This window comes from Candidatus Eisenbacteria bacterium (genome assembly GCA_018831195.1).
In the GTDB taxonomy this organism is placed as follows: Bacteria; Eisenbacteria; RBG-16-71-46; order CAIMUX01; family JAHJDP01; genus JAHJDP01.
On the sequence record JAHJDP010000023.1, the window covers coordinates 243,005 to 266,829 of the forward strand.

Annotated in this window: 15 protein-coding genes; 7 read left to right on the forward strand and 8 right to left on the reverse strand. The window is 53.2% G+C overall.

Annotated elements, in window-relative coordinates; translation table 11 throughout:
• Nucleotides 1-22: 22 nt before the first annotated feature.
• Nucleotides 23-628, reverse strand: coding sequence for a hypothetical protein (locus KJ970_04515; protein ID MBU2690169.1), 606 nt, complete (start codon nucleotides 626-628; stop codon nucleotides 23-25).
• 104 nt (nucleotides 629-732) lie between these two features.
• The gene (locus tag KJ970_04520; protein ID MBU2690170.1) at nucleotides 733-1,353 is read right to left on the reverse strand and encodes a hypothetical protein; all 621 of its coding nucleotides are present in this window, start codon (nucleotides 1,351-1,353) and stop codon (nucleotides 733-735) included.
• A gap of 161 nt (nucleotides 1,354-1,514) precedes the next feature.
• Between KJ970_04520 and KJ970_04525 the strand changes: the two genes are divergently transcribed.
• The 5 genes from KJ970_04525 (at nucleotide 1,515) to KJ970_04545 (ending at nucleotide 9,253) form a co-directional block, all read left to right on the forward strand.
• Nucleotides 1,515-2,879, forward strand: a complete 1,365-nt coding sequence (locus KJ970_04525; protein MBU2690171.1) for a radical SAM protein — start codon at nucleotides 1,515-1,517, stop codon at nucleotides 2,877-2,879.
• Nucleotides 2,880-3,144: 265 nt separating this feature from the next.
• Nucleotides 3,145-3,966: an HAD-IIA family hydrolase gene (locus KJ970_04530; GenBank protein MBU2690172.1), complete on the forward strand. Its 822-nt coding sequence runs from the start codon at nucleotides 3,145-3,147 to the stop codon at nucleotides 3,964-3,966.
• Between the two features lie 108 nt (nucleotides 3,967-4,074).
• On the forward strand, nucleotides 4,075-5,448 hold the full coding sequence (locus tag KJ970_04535; protein MBU2690173.1) for an ADP-ribosylglycohydrolase family protein: 1,374 nt from the start codon (nucleotides 4,075-4,077) through the stop codon (nucleotides 5,446-5,448).
• Nucleotides 5,449-5,899: 451 nt separating this feature from the next.
• Nucleotides 5,900-7,843, forward strand: coding sequence for an acetate--CoA ligase (gene acs, locus KJ970_04540; GenBank protein ID MBU2690174.1), 1,944 nt, complete (start codon nucleotides 5,900-5,902; stop codon nucleotides 7,841-7,843).
• A gap of 96 nt (nucleotides 7,844-7,939) precedes the next feature.
• Complete coding sequence (locus KJ970_04545; protein ID MBU2690175.1) at nucleotides 7,940-9,253, forward strand: OFA family MFS transporter; 1,314 nt, start codon at nucleotides 7,940-7,942, stop codon at nucleotides 9,251-9,253.
• A gap of 67 nt (nucleotides 9,254-9,320) precedes the next feature.
• On the opposite strand, the gene KJ970_04550 is transcribed toward KJ970_04545, so the two are convergent.
• The 3 genes from KJ970_04550 to KJ970_04560 form a co-directional block, all read right to left on the reverse strand.
• Nucleotides 9,321-12,494, reverse strand: a complete 3,174-nt coding sequence (locus KJ970_04550; protein ID MBU2690176.1) for a nucleotidyltransferase domain-containing protein — start codon at nucleotides 12,492-12,494, stop codon at nucleotides 9,321-9,323.
• Complete coding sequence (locus KJ970_04555) at nucleotides 12,478-14,235, reverse strand: PEP/pyruvate-binding domain-containing protein (GenBank protein MBU2690177.1); 1,758 nt, start codon at nucleotides 14,233-14,235, stop codon at nucleotides 12,478-12,480. Before KJ970_04555 ends, KJ970_04550 begins: the two co-directional genes overlap by 17 nt.
• A 169-nt stretch (nucleotides 14,236-14,404) precedes the next feature.
• Nucleotides 14,405-15,661 (reverse strand): Glu/Leu/Phe/Val dehydrogenase, encoded by a 1,257-nt coding sequence (locus tag KJ970_04560; protein MBU2690178.1) that lies wholly within the window; start codon nucleotides 15,659-15,661, stop codon nucleotides 14,405-14,407.
• A gap of 380 nt (nucleotides 15,662-16,041) precedes the next feature.
• Between KJ970_04560 and KJ970_04565 the strand changes: the two genes are divergently transcribed.
• Together KJ970_04565 and KJ970_04570 are read left to right on the forward strand one after the other, a co-directional pair.
• The gene (locus KJ970_04565) at nucleotides 16,042-16,905 is read left to right on the forward strand and encodes a hypothetical protein (protein ID MBU2690179.1); all 864 of its coding nucleotides are present in this window, start codon (nucleotides 16,042-16,044) and stop codon (nucleotides 16,903-16,905) included.
• Between the two features lie 16 nt (nucleotides 16,906-16,921).
• On the forward strand, nucleotides 16,922-19,264 hold the full coding sequence (locus KJ970_04570) for a PEP/pyruvate-binding domain-containing protein (GenBank protein ID MBU2690180.1): 2,343 nt from the start codon (nucleotides 16,922-16,924) through the stop codon (nucleotides 19,262-19,264).
• A 7-nt stretch (nucleotides 19,265-19,271) separates the two neighbouring features.
• Here KJ970_04570 and KJ970_04575 read toward each other — a convergent pair whose 3' ends face one another.
• From KJ970_04575 to KJ970_04585, 3 genes are all read right to left on the reverse strand, one after another.
• Nucleotides 19,272-20,513, reverse strand: a complete 1,242-nt coding sequence (locus KJ970_04575) for a T9SS type A sorting domain-containing protein (GenBank protein ID MBU2690181.1) — start codon at nucleotides 20,511-20,513, stop codon at nucleotides 19,272-19,274.
• 122 nt (nucleotides 20,514-20,635) lie between these two features.
• On the reverse strand, nucleotides 20,636-21,685 hold the full coding sequence (locus KJ970_04580; GenBank protein MBU2690182.1) for a hypothetical protein: 1,050 nt from the start codon (nucleotides 21,683-21,685) through the stop codon (nucleotides 20,636-20,638).
• Nucleotides 21,686-21,777: 92 nt separating this feature from the next.
• A complete protein-coding gene (locus tag KJ970_04585; protein MBU2690183.1) occupies nucleotides 21,778-23,670 on the reverse strand; it encodes a GNAT family N-acetyltransferase in 1,893 nt (630 codons plus the stop codon).
• Nucleotides 23,671-23,825 lie beyond the last annotated feature (155 nt).

The window sequence follows — 23,825 nt, forward strand, 5'->3', positions numbered from 1 at the left end:
TTTAAATGAGGGCGTTTTTAATTTAGCGGATCTTCAACTGCCCCCAGGTCGTCGTCTTGGTTCTACTCCATTCACTCTTTGTCCTTATAGTCGTGAGATCTTTCCATCGTGCCACCTTCCATACCGTATCGCCGAATGCCGTTGTATAGGACATTTTCTTCAATTCAAACTCGACATTACCTCTGATTTCATTATTCCAAAGCTCGCCTTGGGAATCTCGCACATCAACGACTAAAAAAATGTTTGTTACAAGAACCTTGCCATCCAGCCCCTCTGTTTCAGGATTCACCATATCGCCCGGAACCCAATTCAATTCGACATCTTCCACATCGGCATCAGCGAACAACGCCTCGACGGCCCCCAGCTCCTGCGTCAGGTTCCAAGTGGGCGGGATATCTTGGTTCTCTATATCCTCCGGACTGAAATAGAAGATGTAATCCTCCGTCAGCAACGAATCATAGAGCTCGAAATTCTTTGTCTCCCACGCCGTGGCGAAATGAGAAATCGCCTCGCCCCAGGACCCCGCCTGCATCTGCAGAACAGGTTCCGGTTCAGGCTTCGGCTTCTTAGGATCATCGCTACACGACACAAGCAACATCGCAGCCAGAATCAAAATCACCCAGCGCATACCAATCTCCCTCCTGTTTGAGCCGCAGGGCATGTGTACATAAACATTCCCCTGAAAAATGCCCTCCGGGGAAACTGTCCGATGCCTTTCCACAAAAATAATGACTAGTAAATACTCTTAATCCGCCCCCAGCTCGCTTCCTGTGTTTGGCCCTCCGGAACCATAAGAGGGGACACGTTCGTGAGATCTTTCCACTCCGCGATTTTCCAGACAGTATCGCCATCCGCTGTCGCATACGGCATTTTCCGCAATCCAAACCACACGGCGCCATGAATCACATTCTCCCAAAGCTCACCGGTTTCGGGATCGCGGATATCGATTTCCAAATCGATATCGGTCACAAGAACAGAGCCATCCAGGTGAAACGGAATTGGGTCTTCTATAGCGCCGACATTCCAATCCAGCGTGATACGTTCGATATTGGGATCAACAAACATGTTACTGACAGCCGCCAGCTCCTGAGCGAGGTTCCATGTTGGAGGGATATCGGGATCTTCCTCTACATCTTCCGCGTTGAAAAAAAAGACATAGTCAGCGGTTAGCAGCGAATCATAGAGCTCAAAATTCCTTGTTTCCCACGCCGTGGCGAAATGAGAAATCGCCTCGCCCCAGGATCCCGCCTGCATCTGCAGAACAGGTTCCGGTTCAGGCTTCTTTGGATCGTCACTGCACGAAAAAAGACCGACTGCCGCTGAAACAAAAATAACAAGCATCAGCCATCGCATGATCGCCTCCCTCTATTGTGATCACAGGATCGAACAGCTCAACAGTCACACCCGAAGCATGGGTTTCAAGCGTTGCATTCTTACAGCACTGAGAATAAACAAGATAGATCCCTTTGTCGAGAACGATTCCCAGGCCGTCTTATCCGGTATATTCTCTCCTTATGAATCCGATTGAATTTTCAAATATCCCAACCGATAGAATCCTCAAAAAGCCATCGCGAGAAGAGCTTCAAGCGGCGCCCGATCTTGTCGTCTCCGATCCCGAGGGGCGCACCTTTGAGGTGCCGGAGTTTGCCGTGGCCGGGCGCGCGGGCCTCTTTTACGCGGTTCCCGAAGCCTCCGATTTTATTGATCAACCGGAGGGAAGCGACCTCTTCGCCCTCCCCGACCGCGATCCCGTCGGATTCGATCGCCGCACCGGTCAAGCTGTTCGACTCACCAAAATCCAAGGCCAGCCCGTCCGCGCGACGGCTTCTTTCATGGCGCCGGCCCATACCGCGACCTGGTGGTCGGCCTTTGAGAAGCAACCGCACGCCAAAATTCTCCCGATGTTCGCCTATACGGCGCTGGGATGGCTGCGGGGCCGGTTTGTTTCCGCCGGTGTGCGCATCGATTCCGACATCCGCCAGGATCACCGGCAATTTCCCTGCGATGATGAAATGGAGAAACGCGGCCGGAAGATCATTGAAGCGCGCGGGGAAAACAATCTCATCCGCCATGTTGTCGCCAACTGCGCGTTGACCTACCGCTGTCCCGCGGCGCGCAACTATGTCATGGGCCGCTGGGAGGCGCCCCTGCCGATTTCACCCGGATGCAACGCCGAATGTGTCGGATGTATTTCGGAGCCCCCGCAGGAGCAGGAGATCCCCCCGACACAACCGCGATTGAGATTTCTTCCCACCGTCGAGGAGATCGTCGATCTCGCCGTACCGCATCTCGAGACGGCCGAGCTTCCGGTGGTTTCATTCGGCCAAGGATGCGAGGGGGAGCCGCTGTTGCGCTCCGATACGATCGATGCGGCGATACGCCTGATCCGGAAGCGGACGCAGAGAGGGGTGATCAATCTCAACACCAACGCCGGCCTGCCGCTTGAAGTGGAGCGGCTCGCGAAAACCGGATTGGACAGCATCCGCATTTCGCTCAACAGCGCCCGCAAAGGAGCCTATGAGCGCTATTACCGCCCGAAAACGTATACATTCGAGGATGTCATCACTTCGGGGCTCAAGATGCGCGCGGCCGGGAAATGGATCTCGCTCAACTACTTCATCTTTCCCGGATTCACAGACGATCCCGAGGAGACGGCCGCCTTTCTCGATTTATGCCGGCGCATTAGGCCGAATCTGATCCAAATGCGCAATCTCAACATGGATCCCGACCTTTACGCCTCCGTCGTCGAAATGAGGACCGGAATCGACACGGATGGGGCGCCGATCGGCATCCGCCGATGGATGGCGAAGATCCAGAAAGAGCTGCCGGGACTGCGCTTCGGTTATTTCAATCCGCCGCGTGAGAAGTGGGGTCTCTAAAATGGGGGCTGCAGGTTTTTGAAATCAGCAAAAAAGCCAAAAAAAGGAGAACCGGTCTTCGGGGTGTCTCTCGAGGCACCGGCGTGGTCGTGGGTCCAGTGATAAGCTGGACGACGCTCCCTTGCGCCGGAACCGGAATCGACACTCGCTGCCGGACCGGTCCGTAATCCCTGGGTGAAATTATATTATCACACACCCGTTCTTTTTTCACCTATTCTTTTAAATAAATCGTAAGAAATCTCACACAAACAGAATTGGGATATCAATGGTTCAACAGTTTCGATCCGAATTCGATCCGGCTCAAATCAAGGGCCTTCTTCTCGATCTCGACGGCGTCATCTATCAGGGACACCGGCTGATCGCTGGAAACAAGAAAGCTTTCCGGATGATCAGAGATCGAGAGACCCCTGTCCTTTTTATAACCAACACAACCTCGGTGTCGCGCCTTCACCTGCGCGAAAAGCTCCGTGGATTGGGGCTTTCCTGCTCGCCGGAAGAAATCCTCAATGCCCCGCGCGCGGCGGCGGAGTTCCTGCATTCAAAGGGCATTCGGAAGTGTCTGCTGCTGGCGCCCGAAACATGCGCCGACGATTTTATAGAGCTGGGCATTGATCCACATCCTCCGGAGAGTGGCGATGTGACGGTCCCCGCCGTTGTTGTCGGCGATCTCGGAGAGAGGTTTACCTTTCCGGTGATGAATAAAGCCTTCCTCGCCCTTCGCGAAGGGGCCCTCTTCGTCTCCATGAGCCCGAATCGGTACTGGATGTCGCCCAATGGCCTGGTCTTGGATTCGGGGCCCTATGTCGCCGCGCTTGAATACGCCATTGGGCGAAAGGCCCTCCTCACCGCCAAACCGAATCCGTCGATCTTTCTTGAGGCCTGCCGCCTATTGAAACTTCCGCCGGAGAATGTGTTGATGGTTGGGGATGATGTCGAGGTCGATATCGACGGCGCGCAGAAGGCCGGTCTGCCGGCCGTGCTTGTCAAAACGGGGAAATATCAGAGGAGGGACGAGACCCTGATCGATCCCCCGCCCCATGGCGTCGTGAAAAATCTATTGGAGCTGATGACGCACCTTGGAGAGTGAGCTTCACAAGAAGATTCACATAAAGGTCTCCTTGGGACTCCCCACATTTGGAGGTATTCTACGGATAGTGTTCGGCTGGAAGGTGGATCGGAATGGGAGGTTGAGAACGTGGGAAGGAATCGTGCGGACCGTTTTGTCGGCTCTCTTTTGGGATTGGCGACGGGTGACGCGCTGGGGCGTCCTCTCGAGGGTTTGTCGGCTGAAGAGATTCAACAATACTATGGCAGGGTGACACACTTCGTTGAAGGGCCGCCGCACAAGAATGACCGCCGGTATCTTCCCGGCCTTCACTCTGACGATACCCAGCAAGCGCTGGTGATTGCAGAAACCCTGCTGGAATCCGGGCGCGCCGATCCAGACATTATCGGCCGGAAGTTCCTATCCCTCGCACGTGGTCCAAGAGTCCTTCCCCTTGGAGCCCATCGCGGCTACGGCCGGTCTTTTGAGTTCACTGTCGACACCTGGAAGAGGGGCTGCCACTGGAACGGTGGGGCGAGGAATTCCGCCGGGATCGGCGCCTCGATGCGTGTTGCATCCGTCGGATTGGCCTTTTCCGGCGACGACGCGGCGATCAGAGAGAATGCAGCGCTTCAAGCCTTTGTGACACATAAAGATCCCCGAGGTGTCGCAGCGGCCTGCGCCGTGGCCTATCTCGTGGGCCGGGCCATCGGGGAGACCCCCGAGTCCCTCGATCCGGAAAATCTCCTCCGCGCCACAGTCGGCTTTTCCGAACGGACACAGGAGTGGCTCCGGGATACACATGAAAGGCATCTCTCCCGGCAGACGCTCGATGCCTCCAACCATTTTTCAAAAGCCCTCGGCCGCTTGTCCGGGCATCTAGCCGATCCGCCGGAGAAGGTGCTCCCCCTGATCACACAAAACGCCGAAGAGATCGCGGAATACACATTGCGCCACCCCTGCCAGGGATTCGCCCTGGGGGGCGTCATCGCGGCGATCTATTTCTTCCTCCACGAATCCGGATCTTTCGCCGATGCTGTCTCGATGGCCATTCATGCCGGTGGAGATGCCGACTCGGTGGCCGCGATTACCGGCGCCATCGCCGGCGCCCTCCATGGTAAAGACGGCATTCCGGAGGCGTGGCGGGATGATCTTATTGGACACAACCAGATCACCTTGCGGGCCCTGGGCCTCTCGGGCGAACCCTTTGAACCGGAACTCTGGGTCGATCTGCCCACGAGCGAGCTGGAATGGACCCTGGCTGAGGAAGCGATGCGGCGGGAGTATCTCAAACTCGCGCCCCTGACGGATGCCGAACTCGCGGACCTCCAGGAGATTGTCATCCGGCCGATTGAGCCAAGGCCGGAACGCTCAAGAGGTTCATACGAATCCGGATCCAGGCGGCGGGATGATTCACGGGGCGGCGACCGTGGGGGTGATTCGCATGGTGGGAACCGCCGCGATCGGGACCGATCCCGTGGGCCGAGGCTTTCCCCTTCAGGGTCAAGGGAACGCGGACGGTAGGATTAACAAACGGCCCCCATCCGGGCGGCTCTTTTTATGATAGCTAATAGCTTTTCGGGCTGAATCGAGGCGGGAAATCCTCTTAATTGGTAGTTATCATGCTAGTTGTCAGGTTTTCCCTTCTTTCTGACGCCCGGTGAATTCTCATCTCACTGGGGTTGACCCCCGCGAGGTTCTCGCTTAAGCTGCAGACTTTGAGCCTAGAAAGAATTCCTTTTTAGAGACGTTTTCACGACTCACAGTACGTGCGTCGTTCGAGTGCCCTCAACTCTCGACTGACCCGTTTTCGGTGCTTCAGAAGGGCCGTTGGGCAAGCGTTTGTAGGCCAAATTTCCACAACTGCCAGGCTTTCCTGATTGATCTGTTCGATCGCTGCTGCAGCGCTTGGGCCAGGTTTTCGGGGAAGTATGGGCGCCTAGGTTAGAATATTACTTGGTGGGGAGGCAAAAAGATGAGTGACGTTTATTCGCCCAAGCCCGAAGTGAGTGAGAGGGCTTGGATCAAGACGATGGACCAGTACAAAAAAATGTATGAGCGGTCCGTGAAGGATCCCGAGGGGTTTTGGGCCGAATGGGCGGAAACCTTCCACTGGGAGAAGAAGTGGGACAAGGTTCTCACCTGGGATTTTGATAAAAGCATCAAGATCGAGTGGTTCAAGGGCGGAAAGACCAACGCCTGTTACAACGCCTTGGATCGTAATCTCAAGACCCGCGGCGATCGGGTCGCCTATTACTGGGAAGGCAACACGCCCGGTGAGCAGCGCACTGTTACCTATAAAGAGCTTCACGAAGAGGTGTGCAAGTTCGCCAACGTCCTAAAGAGCAAGGGCGTCAAGAAGGGCGATCGCGTTTCTATTTATATGCCGATGGTCATGGAGCTGACGGTGGCCGTTCTAGCCTGCGCGCGTATCGGCGCCGTCCACTCCGTCGTCTTCGGCGGATTCAGCGCCGATTCGCTGGCTGACCGGATTCTCGATTCTGATTGCAAAACCCTGTTGACAACCAACGCCGTCTATCGCGGCGCCAAGGCCGTTCCCCTGAAGTCCAATGCCGACAAGGCGATGGCCATCTCCGCCGAAAAGGGTTGCACCGTGAATGCCTGTATCGTCTACAACCGCGTTCCTGATATGAAGGTTGAGATGAAAAAGGGGCGTGACTACTGGTGGAATGAGGAAATGGACAAGGCTTCCGCCGATTGTCCCGTTGAGTGGATGGATGCGGAAGATACTCTGTTCATCCTCTATACATCCGGATCCACCGGCAAGCCCAAGGGTGTCGCTCACACGGTCGGCGGTTACATGGTCTATACCGCACATACCTTCAAGTACATCTTCGATTATCATGATGACGACATCTTCTGGTGCACCGCTGATATCGGCTGGGTCACCGGACACTCCTACATCGTCTACGGGCCGCTCGCCATGGGCGCCACCTCGGTGATGTTCGAGGGTATCCCGACCTATCCCGACGCCGGGCGGTTCTGGGATGTCGTCGATAAGTACAAGGTCACCATCTTCTATACCGCTCCAACCGCCATCCGCGCGATCGCCGCTCAGGGCAATGAGCATGTAACGAAGCGCAGTCGCAAGAGCCTGCGTCTTCTCGGCTCTGTCGGCGAACCGATCAATCCCGAGGCTTGGAGATGGTATTACGAGGTCGTCGGCGACAGCCGCTGCCCGATCGTTGATACCTGGTGGCAGACCGAAACCGGCGGGATCCTCATCACCCCGCTGCCCGGCTCGCACCCGCTCAAGCCTGGTTCCGCGACCCTGCCGTACTTCGGTTGCCAGCCGCTCGTTCTGGATGAACAGGGCAAAGAGCTGCATGGCGCCGCCAGCGGCATCCTGGCCATCAGGGCTCCCTGGCCGGGCATCATGCGCACCGTCTATGGCGATCACAAGCGTTTCAAAGAGACATACTTCTCCGCATTCCCCGGTCTCTACTTCACCGGCGACGGTTGCCGGCGGGATGAGGATGGGTATTACTGGATCACCGGCCGCGTCGATGATGTCATCAACGTCTCCGGTCACCGGATGGGTACGGCCGAAGTCGAGAGCGCTCTCGTATCGCACCCGAAGGTCGCCGAAGCGGCCGTCGTCGGTTTCCCGCACAACATCAAGGGCGAAGGCATCTACGCCTATGTCACCCTGAACATCGGTGTGGAATATACCGATGAGCTGAAAAAAGAACTCCGGAACCATGTCCGTGACGAGATCGGACCCATCGCATCACCGGATGTGATTCATTGGGCTCCGGGTCTTCCGAAAACGCGTAGTGGTAAGATCATGCGCCGGATCCTTCGCAAGATCGCGTCCGGTGATATGGATCAGATTGGTGACACCTCAACCCTCGCCGATCCGGCTGTCGTCGACACGCTGGTGGCGAACAAGGAATAGTGGTAGGCGATTCGATCGCATGTCACCTGAATGATTCGGATGGGGGAGGGCTGCCTTGGCATCCCTCCCCTTTACCTCGTTGGGGGGAGTTCTCAAATGGAGAAAGATAAGATCATGAATCGCTGGATGGTTGTCATCGGCGCGATTCTTATCCAATTGTGCCTCGGAGCGATATACGCATGGAGCGTCTTTACAAAAATGATCACCATGCCGTTGGCTGACGGCGGCCTCTACGGATTTACCGCCACGCAGGCCGCCTGGGTTTTCTCGGTCGGTCTGGCGACCTTTGCCGTGGTCATGGTTATGGCCGGCCGGATGCAGGCCAAAGTCGGCCCGCGGCCGATCGCGGTGGCCGGTGGTCTTGTCTTGGGTATTGGCTATATGCTGGGTGGATTTCTGGGCAAGTCGTTCATTGCTCAATTTCTATGTATCGGTGTGATCGGCGGGGCCGGAATCGGATTAGCTTATGTCGTTCCGATCGCCGTGGGTGTCAAATGGTTCCCCGATAAAAAAGGGATGATCACCGGTCTCGCGGTCGCCGGATTCGGTTTCGGTGCGACGATCTGGGTGAAGCTGGCGGGAAGCTGGGGCGGCGGTTTGTTAAACACCACTCATATCTTCGGCCTTCCCGGTGTGCAGAGTGTCTTCTTTATCTACGGCGTGGTCTTTCTCGTTCTGGTCCTTATCGGAAGTATCGTGATGGTGAATCCTCCCGCCGGTTACAAGCCGAAGGGATGGAATCCTCCCGCCGCGACGACGACCAAGGCGACCGGATCAGTCGATTTAACGAGCAATGAGATGCTGCGCACACCCCAGTACTGGATGCTTTTGCTGATGTTCATCGGTTCCGGCCTGGCCGGCCTCATGGTCATCTATTGCATCCGTCTCTTCGGTATCGACGCGCTGAATTCAAGTGGCGCGGTGGTCGGCGCCGCCGCCGGGGCCGCCGCCGGAACAGCGATGGCCTGGTATGCGATCCTTAACGGCCTCGGCCGGATCGTCTGGGGTATCGTCTCCGACAAGATCGGTCGGAAATTCGCTCTGTTCCTGATGTGCTTGCTCCAGGGAATCATCATGCTGCTCTTCTTCAAGATGGGCGGCACGGTTGTGGGGCTCACCGTCGGGGCTTGCATCATCGGATTCAATTTCGGTGGCAACTTCGCGCTCTTCCCGGCGGCAACCGCAGACTTCTTTGGTAATAAGAATGTCGGCACGAATTACGGCTGGGTCTTCCTTGCCTACGGTGTTGCCGGTATTGCGGGTCCCCAGGTCGCCGGATATTTCAAGGATGCGGCCAAGGGCGGCGATGTGAGCGCTTGGGCGACTCCCTTTATCATCGCGGGAGTGGCCTGTCTCATTGCGGCGGTTCTCGGTCTGCTGCTCAAGGCGCCGAAGCACAAGCACGCTTAGATTCATTCAGCTGCAGGCGCAAAAAATATTTAAATACGGACCCGGGATTCTGTCCCGGGTCCGTTTCTCATTTCTTGGATAGCGGCATTTCACGGGCGGCATCCGTCACCGCGCCGATCTTCACCGCATAGCTTGTCCTGTTCTCGATATCCTTATCCGTCACGAGGTGAACATCCAGTAGGCCCTCAGTAACATATCCGGTTCGCAAATAGTTCATTTCGCTCAAACATAGACTCCAGCCCTCGAACCAATTCATGAGATCATCGTTTTGCTTTTCCGTGCCCCGGAAGTGAACGAGGAGATCAATATCACTTCCCGGTCCCGCCGTCGCATTTTTGGTGCTGCCGAACACGTAGATGGCCTGGACGCCGAAACGCTCCGCATCAAGCTCCGCCGCTATCTTCTCCGCCATTTTCAGGCGCCAGCGCCAGTAATGACCCGGTTTCTTCTGAATTTTGGCGTCACTCCCAAGAGGTTGTGTGCTTTCCTCGCTCCTATCCATAAAGACTCCGATCGCTTCATCGAGCTCGGCGTTCATTAATACTCGTAAGATGCGGCCATCGGATTCCGCGGGTACATCGATAACCCGCAATGTATCGGCCAATTCCGTGAATTCCGGAATCATTTGCGGAACGAGATTGGAGGCGCTCAAGAGGAATTTTTCATTGAACATTATATTCTCGTCGTCCGGATAGAGAGGAAGATAACGGATCCGTGATTCAACCAAATCTTGGAAAAAATGTGTGCCGAAGGAGAGATCTGGCAGATATTCCCCCCTCTTTTTGGCAATTTCTATCAGCATGGCGGTATTGCTGATATCCGCATAGGTCACGCTGACGCCGAGCTTGATATCCCCCCGGCTGCCCCAGCGCCCGGGGCCCATGAGTATAAATTGCCGTTTCGGCAACAGCCGATTGAGCCGCCCGACAGCTCGTCCCACGGCCAGCATGTCATTCCGGCTGGAGAGCTCGCCATACCGGTTCGGATCAACATAAACAATATGTGTGATATCCGGGATCCACCCATTGGATATATATTTATTGGCTGAAAACAGCGTATCCTTTTCAGCGACATCTTTCGGGATCGGCGCAGGAGTCTCATCTGGAGAGTAGCTTTGCGGCCGGCATTGGAGCAGATACAAATCTTTGCCGTCATGGGCAAACTCAATATCAACAGGAGTTCCCAATTGTTCCTGAAGAATGCTCATGATATTACCGAGATTTCTGACAAATTTCGAATTGGTTAATAGACCGCCAAACGTCGCCACCAAATCGTCTTTCTGTGGATCCACCAGGAGCCCGACCGGCTTGTTCAGCATGCCCTCTTTATGGACGGAAAAAACCAATTCCAGCGAGGGGTATTCCGAACCGATCTCTTTCATAAGCTCCGATATTTCCACTGTATCTAAAGTGTTGGCCTCCAGATTAATCACATCCGCTTTTTGGGGCGAGTAGCGGATCACTTCATCAATAGCCACATTCACCCTTAGATTCGGTTGCCCCGGTACGATCAGCACTGGATAATCATCACCAACCCGATCCACGGCTCTTGTGCCCAAGCCGGGCACGATCCGAATGAGTCCGTCCTCCCTTTTAATTCTGGTGGACCATCTGAATTCATTGTTGCTGAAGGCAACACCGGCGAAGGCGGGAAAGAAGTATTTCCCGACCTTTTGGCCTACCACGGCCTGAATGACGATTCCCATCTCTTCATTGAATTCAAGCAATCCTCTTTCGGCCCGGTATTCAATGGGATCGGGTCCAAATGTCGATGCATAGACTTCGGCGACCGCATCCATCAAGGCCTCCAGACGTTTGCGCTTGGGACCCTGATTGGGAATAAAGAGACTTTTATATTTCCCGGAAAAGGCCGTTCCCATGCGATCTTCAAGAAGGCTGGAACTTCTGACAATCAAAGGAACCTTTCCGAGATCATCCAAGGCAACAGACAATCCATCAATAATGCGGCTTGGAAAAGACGAACCTTTAAACAACTGGACTATGTTGGGATACTCTTGCCGTACCTGATCTATTTCCTTATATTTTTGTTCAATCACATCCTGAAGATCATTGTGATGAATAAACGCCAACAGCCCATCAGAGACAAGATACCAAGTTCTTGGAACCTTCAGCTTCCCGATCGGCCGGTCATCATGCGGGGCTCTTTGGAGGATCTTTTGCGCCAAAAAGAGTCCCGAGCTCTTCCCGCCCAGCTTTCCGTGGCTGTCTCCCGGAATTATCATTTTGTCCAGCAGGGCTTCAAAGTCCTTTGTTTCAACATACTTTTTCGCGGTTCTCACAAAATCAATTTGTTCGGTCAAGAGCTTTTGTGTCAAGGTGACACGGAGGCTCTTTAATGTAGAGGGAGCCAGCTCAGAACCATCACCCAACCCAAGGTGAAAACGCCTTAGGGCATCCGCTATTTCAAGCAGGGAGGATCGCGGACTGCTCAATATTCTTATAAAGGCTCCCGCCTTGTCTTCATAAACCCACTTTTGCAGGAGGCCCAGTATTTCGTCATCATTAATATGGTTACCAGCCAATTCAAAGGGGCTGTCACTCAGCAAATGGGCCTCGTCCGAGCTGAATTTCCTTCCGGGAACGTTTACTTCGCCATAGGATAGATCCGCGTCTCTTGTCTCTTCGGCCGGAAGGTACTTCCGGGCATCGGAGACGCCGATCCGGACCAGGTGATTGAGCATCTTGCGGGCCAATCGCAAATAGAGGGCTCGATCCGACTCCCGGAGCAACTTGACCGGCGCCTTCCATGACCGTTCTTGTTTACTGCCATAGCCGACCTGCATATCCTGCCAACTTTGATGGGCGTTTTTGATCTGTTGATAAAGAATATAATGACCCAATCGTTGAGCAATGGTGTTAATAAGGCGAACTTCTTCATTAAGGAACGGACCCTGGTCTCCATCGGGACGCTCTTCTAAATAATAGACCCTCAGGTCTCCGACCTTGCGATCCTGGACAAAAATTCCGGCGCTCAAGACCCAGGGTGTCGGATCAAATGGGCTTGAAATATAAATCCTATCGTCGAAAGTAATCTTCGCCTGACAGAGATCGGGATATTGCCATCCGGGCGCCATAACCTCCACAATCGCTTGAAAGACTTGATCCAGCGTTTCATCGGAACGACTGAGAATCTCTTCGACCCGATACAGACAGTTGAGCTCTTTGGCTCTCTCTTGAAGCGAATCCAAAAGCTTTTTTCGCGCCTTAGGATCTCTTTTCATGATAATTTACAACCCCTCTTCCATTCTTTCCGTCCACTTTGATTTCAAGAGGCCACAACAGTTTCACATGCTTTACAAATTTTGTCTCAGTTGCGACAGGTTGCTCATTGAGCCAATCCCAATTGATCTTGAATTGGCTGTGCAAGGGGACTGACATATATAGAATTTGCAGACCGATCAGATTATGAAAAAAATGTGAACCTTGGCTCAAATCAGGATTCATATTCGGCAGGGTCGCCTCAACAATAACACGGCTGCCGCTTATTTGCCCCCATTCAATGGGCACTCCCAGCCAGGGATCCGAGCTGCCCCAGCGCCCAAATCCTATTAGGAGGTAAATACCGCCCGCATTGACGATCTGCCGGTTCAACGTTTCGATCTCAGTTGCTATTTCCCGGGTATATTTAGCATCAAATGTATCGGGTTTAATAAAAACGATATCGAGTATATCGTCGCGCAATCCATTCCCAAGGACCCGATCTGTCGCTAGAACGACACTGTCTCCAATACATTCTTCAGGTTGAATGTCGATTTGCTGATGGGACACCACCATGGGGCGCACCTGTAAAAATCCAAACTGAACAGGCAGGCCATCATTCAAATCATAATTGAGGGCAAACTCAATTTCCACTTCGGCCCCAAGCGCCTCTTCGGATATCTCCAACAGCCTCTTAATCAACTGATTCAGCGGAAGGGAATCATATTGCAGAATAGGAGCGAAATCCAAGACTCGAGGGCCGGAAAAACCGACCCCGGGCCGCATGCGCCCGGAAGATCCGTCAAATGTCGATGCGATGAATCTTAGAGTATTATCCATCTCTGCCGCCGACAAGTCGATATGATTAAGATATTCGGTTTCGCGGACAGGATCGGGCAGTGGAGGGCGGCCCATATTGACAACCCAGAAACGAGTCTGAGTATTCTTCAACAAATCCCCAATGTCATTAAACGGCGAGGGAGCTTGGGGAGATGCCGGCGAATAGGTCCAGGAGAGTCCGCCATCCACGATTTCCTTGCCTAAACCCAGCGCCAGATTAACAACGCCGTCGCTGGGACTCGACTGCCCTGAAGGATAATAATTATAAGAGCGGCCGACGCCGGATATGCCTGGATAGAATCGATCAGCATATCTTCTTCCGACGATTTTCTGGACAATGACGGCCATCTTCTCCGAACATCGCTCTTGTCCCACCGAGCTCAAATAATTTTGGGCTTGGCGGAAAAATGTCGACGCATAGACGAATTTTATCGCTTCAACCAGCCGTTGGAAACGCGTATCGATATCAGGCTGATTGTTTGGGATCATCTTGGTCCCATAGACGCCGGCAAACGGATGATCCAGCGCATCTTCAAGCCGGCTTGAGGATCGCACGGCCAACGGCGTATGAACCTCTGAAATAAGAGCCCTGAGATCTCCAATAAACCTGGCTGGAAAGGATCCCTTTTGGAAAGCATGTGCAATGCGATCATCCGGCATATCATTCTTTACGAGAGAATAAAGGTCGTTTTGTTCCATAAATATATCGAATAATTCCGTCGTAAGAACAGCGAGGGTCGGCACTTTAACTTCAATTTGCGGGAATTCTTCACTCTTGATCTTGGAAAGGATCTTGGTTCGAACCAAATTCAGGCCGGATGCCTTTCCACCTAAATCACCGGAACCTATCTGGGTAAACCCGGCATCCGGGTGCAAGAATCGCCGATCAAACTGAGGGATATCCAAATTATCAGGCTCCGACATATCATTCTCCTTGAGAATGCATTCCGGATGGCAAGAGAATAGACCCCGTCATCCGGTACTCTACGAATGACGGGGTCGAGTTGCTTCGTTGCGGATTCTCCAGTCTGGGAGTCTATCGATTCCCGATTCAGCTCCGCGCGTTCGGCGATTTCATAGCCGGGCCGTAAATCTAAACCCAGCCGCGATCATGGCATGCTGAAGCCACCCTATTGATGGCCAATACATACGCGGCATCACGCATGTACAGTTTCTGTTTTCTTGCCAATTCGCTGACGGCGATATACGCCGAGGTCATCTTGAGGTCCAGTTTTCCGAGAACTTCATCCATCTCCCAGTAGTAGTTCATGTTGCTTTGAACCTGCTCAAAGTAGCTGCAGGTGACGCCCCCGGCATTCGCCAGAAAATCAGGGATCATGAAAATACCGCGCTTATGAATAACTTCATCCGCTTCAGGAGTTGTTGGTCCATTGGCTCCTTCCGCAATGACCTTCACCTTTGACGACACGTTGCCGACATTATCTGCGGTGATTTGATGCTCCAGAGCCGCCGGGATAAGAATATCGACATCCTGTTCCAGCCAAGCGCCGCCCGGCAGAATTTCATACCCCAAGCCGGCGGCTTTCTTTTTGTCGATGCCCCCGAAACGATCCGCAATCGAACGCAGTTCTTCAAGACTGAGCCCGTCGGCCTTTTTAAAAGAATAAGAGGTCTGGTCTTCCTGATCCCAACACGAGACGCAAATAACGCGGCCGCCGATTTGCTTGTACAATTCTATGGCGTATTGCGCTACATTTCCAAAACCTTGGATGCTGGCAACGGTGTCGTCCGGCCGGAGCTTCAATTCCTTCAAGGCTTCACGCAGCGTATATACTACACCGTATCCGGTTGCCTGAGTCCGCCCCAGGGAACCTCCCATACCGACCGGCTTCCCCGTGATGAGGCCGGGATGCCGGCTGCCGCAAATCACTTCGTATTCATCCAGCATCCACAACATGTGTTGGGCGTTTGTCATCACATCCGGCGCGGGAACGTCGATATTCGGTCCAATGTCACGGGCAAGCTGCCGCACCCAGCCGCGGCAGATCGCCTCTTGCTCCCGGGCGCTGAGATTATGGGGATCACAGACGACTCCGCCTTTGCTGCCGCCAAGCGGAATGTCCACCGCTGCGCATTTCCAGGTCATCCACATTGAAAGAGCCCGAACCGTATCAATCGTCTCTTGAGGGTGAAACCGGATACCGCCCTTCCCCGGGCCGCGGGCATCGTTGTGTTGAACCCGAAACCCGCGAAATATCTTCACACCCCCGTCATCCATACGAACAGGAATATTGAACTGATATTCCCGCATGGGAGTCCTTAACAATTCACGTGTTCCGGTATCCAAACCGATCAAGTCTGCGATTTTATCAAACTGCGCACGCGCCATTTGAAATGGATTGAAAGAAGATTTCTCAGCCACGATTTGTCCCCTTTTTAGGTCCTCTGGCCAAGCTACGGCGGCCGTTATCCCCTTGTGGACACACGGCACGTAACGCCCGGTACCCGTTAAAGCCCATCCAAGGAGCCGGGAGTCATGAACATCCCGCTCAACAAATGAGCCGCACGCAGACGCGTTCGGCACATAAGACCCTTGGGTCTGTCGGTTGGGCACCCAACCAAACCCAGTATAATTACAGAAACGTCGGAGGTCGACACACAATCGGATCCCGGAACCCCGTCTTTTTGCACGCGGAGACATACGCCGGGGCTTGCGCAATCCCAAGGAACGCTTTAGGGATAGGGTTAACACGATAGCAAGGAGGGAAGGTGTTTCAATGCTTCTTCACCTCCGATCTTCACGGGAAGATCGAGAGATATCACAGCCTATTTGAGAGTATCGCCCAAGAACGCCCTGAGGCTGTCTTCCTTGGCGGCGACCTCCTGCCGATCTCTTTTGATCGGAGTTGGGCCCTGGATTTCGCCCACCAGGATTTTGTTCAGGATCTATTGATTGCCGGATTCCGTAGATTGAGAGAGTCGTTGGGGCCGGACTATCCCGAGGTTTTCGTCATTTTGGGCAACGATGATCCCCGGATCGAGGAGGCGGCCCTTCTCAGGGCCGCCACTCAGGGATATTGGCACTATCTGCACAATCACAGAGTCAAATTGGGGTCCCTAACCGTTTATGGCTACGCCAATGTCCCCCCGACACCCTTCCAGCTGAAAGACTGGGAACGGTATGATGTCTCCCGATTTGTCGACCTGGGAGCGCTCTCTCCAGAAGAAGGCGTCCGCTCTATCCCAATGTCTAACAATGAGATCCGGTATGCGACCATCCAAGGGGATTTGGATTTGCTGGCTGGAAAAGATGACCTCGGGAAGGCGGTATTCCTCTTCCACGCCCCTCCTTATCAAACAAAACTCGATCGCGCCGCCCTTGACGGGAGGATGATCGATTACGTACCCCTTGATGTCCATATCGGCAGTATCGCCATCCGCCGATTCATTGAGGAACGCCAGCCTTGGATCACCCTTCACGGCCATGTCCACGAGTCCGCCCGGCTAACCGGCTCTTGGAGGGATCAGATGGGACGAACACATCTCTTCTCAGGGGCTCATGATGGACCAGAGTTGGCTCTTGTTCGTTTTGATGCGGATGATCCTGCCCGAGCGACACGGGCCCTCATTTAGTCGGAGAAAACATCTTATGCCGGAGAAAGATCACTCAAAGAAAGAGAAGCGCCGTCACATTGAAGGAATCCTGAAGCGTTTTCCGGAATTGTCAAAACGGATCAGCCGGACGCTCCTGATTACTTTGCACAGCCGGGGAATTATCTCTGTCGACGAGGCCCACCGGTTGGCCAGGGGAAGGGCCAGAGGAAAGGGAAGCGGAAAGGCCAGTGAGAATATAAAGGCATCTGATAATCTGCATAATGACAATATTCAATTGGTTCAAAGATGGGATGAAAAGGAAAAGCGACAGATACATGAGATCACTCTGGATTACGCCGCCGAGTATTTTACCGAGGTGGAGATTGATGATCTCGTCAACCTGACGCGCAAGCGGGAAGAAGCGCAGACGCTGGGGGAAATTGCGGATCTCGCTTCGGTCTCATCAGGACTTCTGATTGAAAAGATTAAGAGTTTTTGCCGCCTCCCAAAAGGCCAGACGATCCTTCCCGCGCAAGAATCATTGTCGGTCCGCGTAGCCCTCATCCGCCGGTTTATTTCCGACCAACTGGAGTTCATCGGCATCGCGAAACATCATCTGTATATCCGGGATTTTGATGACCTTGTCAGCCGGATTATAGGCGATGAGAACGGAGCCGGGCTGATCGGCGGGAAAGCGGGAGGAAATCTTCTCGGGGAACGGATCCTGACCCGGGCCCAGAATGAAGATCCCCATGCTCCTAATGTGAGAATCCATACCCCGGAATCGTACTATTTAAGATCGGATATTTTGGACACCTTCCTGCGATATAACGGATTGCAGCATCTACAAGATCAAAAATATAAAGAGATCGCCGATATCCGCAATGATTACCCCATGATTCTTGATCTATTTAAGAATGCCGATTTCCCACCCGATCTCGTTTCAATGATTCGAGATCTGCTGAAGACCCTGGGATCGCACCCTCTTATCGTTCGTTCATCAAGCCTGCTCGAGGATCGCTTCGGTACCACATTTGCGGGCAAGTATCGCAGTGTTTTCGTCTCCAACCAAGGCTCAGAGGAGTCCAGGGTTCAAGAGCTACTCGGCGCCATTGCAGAGGTCTATGCCAGCACCCTGCACCCGGACCCCCTCAGCTATCGCCGCCGGCATGATCTTCTCGATTACAGCGAAAATATGGCTGTATTGATTCAGAAGCTGGTCGGAACACGGGTGGGTTCCTATTTTCTTCCGGTGTGGGCCGGTGTCGGCTTTTCAAGAAACCTGTACCGCCGCAATCCGCGCATCCGTCCCGAAGATGGAATGACACGTCTTGTTTTCGGTCTCGGGACACGCGCAGTAGACAGGGTTTCTGAGGATTTTCCACGCATCATACCGCTGGGTCTCCCAACCCTTCGGCCCGAGATAAAACCGGAAGATATCCTGCGCGTATCACAAAAATTCGTCGATGTTGTCAACCTGGAGACACATCGATTCGAGACCATACCCATATCAAGCTTGCTCCAGGAAAACGCCGGAATGCCGGGGTTGAGCCACGTGTTCTCGGTGCTGAAACATGGTTTTATCCGGCAGATGATGGGAGATGGAATATTAGACCGGCCTGAAGATCTTGTCGTGACCTTCGATCGATTGACTCATTCAACACCCTATCCGGCTTTCCTGAAGTGGTGTCTGCAAACATTGGAAAAAGCTTATCAGTGCCCGATTGATATCGAATTCGCCTACGATGGGGAGCATTTTTATCTTCTTCAATGCCGCCCGCAGGCCATGCGCCGCGAGGAAACCCAAATTAGATTGCCGGCCTATATACCGCCGGAACGAACCGTTTTTACGGCAAACAGGGATATTATTTCCGCAAGGGTCAGCAAAATTGAGTATGTCATTTTGATCGATCCAAAAGACTACAATATGATTCACAGTACGGAGAAGCGTCTGGGCGTGGCGAAAATAGTCCACCAGCTCAATGATAAACTATCGGACAAGGTTTTTATCCTAATGGGACCCGGCCGGTGGGGAAGCAAAGATCTGCGGCTCGGGATTCGAGTGGGTTATTCAGACATCAACAATACCAGGATTCTCATTGAAATTGCGCGCAGGGAAGGCGGTTATATGCCGGAAGTTTCATATGGCAGTCATTTTTTTCAAGACCTTGTCGAATCGAATATTCAATATCTCGCGCTCTATCCCGACGACCCCGACATTTGTTTCAATACCGACTTCCTTCACAAATCGAAAAATTCCCTTCCAAGTATTCTTCCCGATGCCCGGGATTTTATAGATGTCGTCAGAGTCCTGCACGTTCCGGGTGCGGCGTCCGGGATGCTGCTGCAGGTTGAAATGGATGGGGACAACCAACAAGCCATGGCGTATCTGATTTAGGTCAACTTCATCGTATAAGGATGATTTTGCCGGTAGCCTCCGAAGAATTCGCCTTCAATTTTGAAAAATATATGCCATTTTTCATGGCATCGCCGCCGGCGTCGCTGCCTTGCCAGCGAACGGTATGCGCCCCCGCCGGCAGCCTATCATCGATCAATTTCAACACCACCCGTCCGGCGGCGTCATAGATCGACAGCTCGGCCTCAGCGGCCGTCGGCAGATAGAAATGGATAGCGATGGAAGAATGGCAAGGATTGGGGATTGCCCTCAGGCCCTCGTGAAGCCTGGAATGGAGACTCTCGCCGGCATCGATTCCAGAGGAGCCACAGGGTATCGTATCAGTGACGGTCGTATCCGAAACAAAGACCTGCCAGCGCTTCCCGATCTCGCTGGATGGAAACCAGCAAGCCGTCTCCACGCTGTCATTGTAGCAGATATAATCACCAATCTCCTGCGTCACGAGATTTCCAAGCCAACTCTCTGTCTCATCCAAAACAATTAATTGAACCGGTCGATCCACCGGGATTGTGCCCGGTAACCGCAATTCACTCACTGTCTGAAAATAATTATCCAAAAGATTGCGGTCCGTTATCCGCTCATGACCGGCATCGGGCTGCATCGCCAGGATCCAGCGCGCACCGAGGAGGCGCTGTTTTTTGAATATTCCCGTTAGGTTTTCAATGCGATACGGCTCATCGTTTTCGCCGACGAAGAGATATCCTGGAACCTGTACTGCCGCGCCGGCGGGACCTGTATCGTGGTATCCCCCCTTTTGTGTAACAAAACCGATCACACGTTCGGGCAGCCAGATCGCGAAATGGTAGGAAAATTGCCCGCCCCAGGAATACCCCTCGAAAAAGATCGTTGAGAATTCCAGCTCGGGATGCGAGCTCAACCCGGCAAAGTGTTGAAGCGCTCGGAGGACGGCCTTGCCGATTCCAGTCTCCATAAACCGGCTGTCAAGTTGAGCGCCCATGAGGGCAAAATCCGCTTTCCCGCATAAGGCCTGAAAATCGGGATGGGCGGCTATATAACGCGAATCGACATTGTAGGGATCAACATAAAAATAGATCCCCCTGATGAGCGGGGCACTCTCGGGCAAATAGATCCGAAAGAGGGCTGTTGTATAAGTGTCGTCGGAATCGGGAAGGACTGTATCGTCATAAATCACGCCGCGGGAGCCCGTTGCGGCCAGAATCCACATCAAGGTGGCGAAGGCGGCCGTCTTTACGATTCCTTTGAAAAACACGCTCCGGTCCTCAATAAACCTCTTCCTCAAAAATGCGGCCCACCTCGGCCCTATCGGCCCGCACAGAACGATCACATAACATTTTTTCTATTATAACACAGATCGCGGCGGGAGTCTTCCCGTCAGGCTATCCCATGTACAGGAAAGATATTCTCACGGAGGAATTCAATGACGCGTCCGACCTTGTCTTCGTTTTCCGTCTTCTTGGGTCCTGATGTAAATTGGCGCATATCGCGAAGGTTGGCGCCCTCAAGTTCCTGTTGTCCGAGAAAAATCCCGGCAACAGCTCCGGCATAGTCATCCTGCGGCTCAATATGATTAAGAACCGCCCAGGCCAGCGCCCAGGAACGGGCCAGACTATCCATATTGTAACCACCCCCGCCGAGAGCCAGCAGGGGTTTGCCAAAATCACGAATACGCGTTACGGCATCGAGAAAACCGTTGTTTGTAAGGCTGAGATGGGTCAACGGATCCGCCGCCACTGTATCAATGCCGATGACGGAGACGACGATATCGGGATCAAATGCCCGGACCAATGGCGGGACAATTGCATCAAAAGTCTTTATGTATAAAACGTCATCGGTTTCGGGAGGCAGCGGTACGTTAACATTATATCCGCGGCCTTTACCCCCGCCGATTTCCTTATCATACCCTCCCCATGGATAAAGCGTTTCGCCGCTCTCGTGGATGGAAATTTTCAGAACCCGGGGTTCCCTATAAAAAGCATCTTGAATTCCGTTCCCGTGGTGCGCGTCGATATCAATGTAAACGACCCTCTTTCCCTCAGCCATTAACCTCTCAATGACAATCCCGCAGTCGTTGATATAACAGAATCCATCGGCGTGCCTACGCGCCGCGTGATGCATTCCACCCGAGGGGCTGAAGACGGTCTCTACCTCTCCATTGAGCAATAATTCCATCCCGCGATAACTGGCGCCGGCGGACAATGCTGCATAATCAAAGAGCCCATTTATGATCGGATTCTCCGCCGTGCCCAAATTGAATTCGATCATCTTCGGCTCGAAGACGCCATCATTCGCCTTCTGAAGGTGGGCAATATACTCCGCATCATGAAAGAGAGCCATAGTTTCAGGGGTCAATAACGCCGGCTGCTCTACACGCATCCAGGATTCACTGAGCCATCTATATTTCATTAACAGATCGTATACCAACTTGGATCTTTGGGGCTTGAATGGATGGTCCTGTCCCAACTGCCATTGCTCAAATCGGTCAGAATGAATAAATGCGGTAGGATATTGTGAGATCATGATTGAATCTCAGTCCTTTCCGCGCGTTCCAGTCCCTCATGGAACGTGAAGGAGACATGATAAACACCCTCATCGATGGAGCTGTGAATCGTGTATCCTGATTTGTGGAAAACGTGCAGCATGGCCTGGTTCGTCGCCAACACTTCCGCCACGAAGCCCGCAACACCTTTTGATTTTGCATGTTCGATGAGTCTCTTTAAAAGCAGGGTTCCAATTCCCTTTCCTTGAAACTCATCGGAGACCATAAAAGCGCACTCGCCCATATTCGTCGCGGGATTAACTTCATATTGCCCCATGGCGATGATATGCTCATGGTCTTCTTCCTTCCTGACAACTGCAATGACATAATTGCTCTCGTAATCAACATTACAGTAGGTCTGCGCATCGCGGTGGCGGAAAGTCTGTAACTCTCCGTGGAACCGGAAATACTTGGTCTTCTTTGAGGCGGCATAGAAAAAGGCTCTGACCAATTTTTCATCAGTCGGCCTGATGGGACGGAATAGAAATTCCTCTTTTCCGATTCTCTTTGTCTTTTCAAGCTCTTGGGGATACCTCGCCGCGACATTCAACGACATCTGATCCTGATAGACATATTTGATCCGCTTGGCATGCGCCAACAATTCATCGCGGAATTTCGGATGGGCGATATTTATGAGAGATATTGCTCTTTCCCGTATGGTTTTGCCATGAAGATAAGCCACGCCATATTCCGTCACAATATAATGCACGTCGCCGCGGGTCGTCACCACGCCGGCGCCCTCGCTGAGATGCGGAACGATACGGGAATGTTCGCCATCGTCTGTCGTCGAGGCTATCGCGATGATCGGCTTTCCCCTCAACGAACGCGCCGTACCGCGCATAAAATCGGTTTGCCCGCCTAGACCGCTGTAGAAGTAATATCCAAGTGAGTCGGCGCAAACCTGCCCCCCCAGATCAATCTCCAAGGCGCTGTTGACCGCGACCATATTGTCGTGCTGGGCTATCACAAAGGGATCATTCACATAATCACTTGGATGAAATTCGATGATAGGGTTGTTGTGAATGAAATTGTACAGCCTTTTTGTTCCCATGCAAAACGAAGCTATAATTTTCCCGGGATGAAGGCTTTTTCGGCGATTGGTAATCGCCCCTTTTTCAAAGAGATCGAGAATCCCATCGCTGAACATTTCGGTGTGGACGCCAAGATCCTTCTTGTTTTCCAGACAAGCCAACACGGCGTTGGGTATCTCTCCGATTCCAACCTGGATTGTCGATCCATCATCAATCAGATCAGCGATGTAATGACCGATACGAAGCGATATATCGCTTGGCTTTGAGTAATCGATCTCTAAAAGGGGCTCATCATTCTCCACAAAATGGTGGATTTTGTCGACGTGGATAAAGCTGTCCCCAAGGACCCGTGGTGTCTGCTTGTTGACCTCGGCGACCACGATATCAGCGACTTGGGCGGCGGCTTTTACAATATCCACCGAGACACCGAGACTGCAGTAGCCGTGTTCATCCGGCGGGGTAACCTGAATCAGCGCCACATCGATCGGAACCGCCCCCGATTTGAACAGCTTTGGAAGAAGCGAAAGGAAAATGGGTGTGTAATCGGCCCGTCCCTCATTCACCGCTTCCCGGGTGTTGGGCCCAACGAAGAAGGCATTGTGGCGAAAAATATCGCTGTATTCCACATCCGTATGGGGCGCCACACCCAATGTCAGTGTATGCAGAATCTCAGTATCGGGGATATCGCCCGCCGCCGCGGCCAAGGCCCGGACCAGCGATTGCGGCTCCCCGCAACCTGTACCGATAAAAATCCGCTGCCCCGGTCTGACATATTTCATCGCCGCCCGGGCGGTCGTAATCTTAGCGTCATAGGCCTCTTTCCAGCGCTTTACCACCATGTTGAATCTCCTTCTATGCCAAAAAAATTGAGCCTCCAGCGGGACTATAGCAAACCCGCCCGCAGGAGGCCACAAGGGGCTTTTTCGACCGCGTGACCGGTCGGCGAGACAAGGAGAGGACAAATCACCCACCATGGAGTAGACTCTCCCAGAAG

Excerpts from the sequence above, each read along its gene's own strand:
- KJ970_04515 (MBU2690169.1), bottom strand. The coding sequence starts at position 628 with ATGCGCTGGGTGATTTTGATTCTGGCTGCGATGTTGCTTGTGTCGTGT.
- KJ970_04520 (MBU2690170.1), bottom strand. The coding sequence starts at position 1,353 with ATGCGATGGCTGATGCTTGTTATTTTTGTTTCAGCGGCAGTCGGTCTT.
- KJ970_04525 (MBU2690171.1), top strand. The coding sequence starts at position 1,515 with ATGAATCCGATTGAATTTTCAAATATCCCAACCGATAGAATCCTCAAA.
- KJ970_04530 (MBU2690172.1), top strand. The coding sequence starts at position 3,145 with ATGGTTCAACAGTTTCGATCCGAATTCGATCCGGCTCAAATCAAGGGC.
- acs (MBU2690174.1), top strand. The coding sequence starts at position 5,900 with ATGAGTGACGTTTATTCGCCCAAGCCCGAAGTGAGTGAGAGGGCTTGG.
- KJ970_04545 (MBU2690175.1), top strand. The coding sequence starts at position 7,940 with ATGGAGAAAGATAAGATCATGAATCGCTGGATGGTTGTCATCGGCGCG.
- KJ970_04550 (MBU2690176.1), bottom strand. The coding sequence starts at position 12,494 with ATGAAAAGAGATCCTAAGGCGCGAAAAAAGCTTTTGGATTCGCTTCAA.
- KJ970_04555 (MBU2690177.1), bottom strand. The coding sequence starts at position 14,235 with ATGTCGGAGCCTGATAATTTGGATATCCCTCAGTTTGATCGGCGATTC.
- KJ970_04560 (MBU2690178.1), bottom strand. The coding sequence starts at position 15,661 with ATGGCGCGTGCGCAGTTTGATAAAATCGCAGACTTGATCGGTTTGGAT.
- KJ970_04570 (MBU2690180.1), top strand. The coding sequence starts at position 16,922 with ATGCCGGAGAAAGATCACTCAAAGAAAGAGAAGCGCCGTCACATTGAA.
- KJ970_04585 (MBU2690183.1), bottom strand. The coding sequence starts at position 23,670 with ATGGTGGTAAAGCGCTGGAAAGAGGCCTATGACGCTAAGATTACGACC.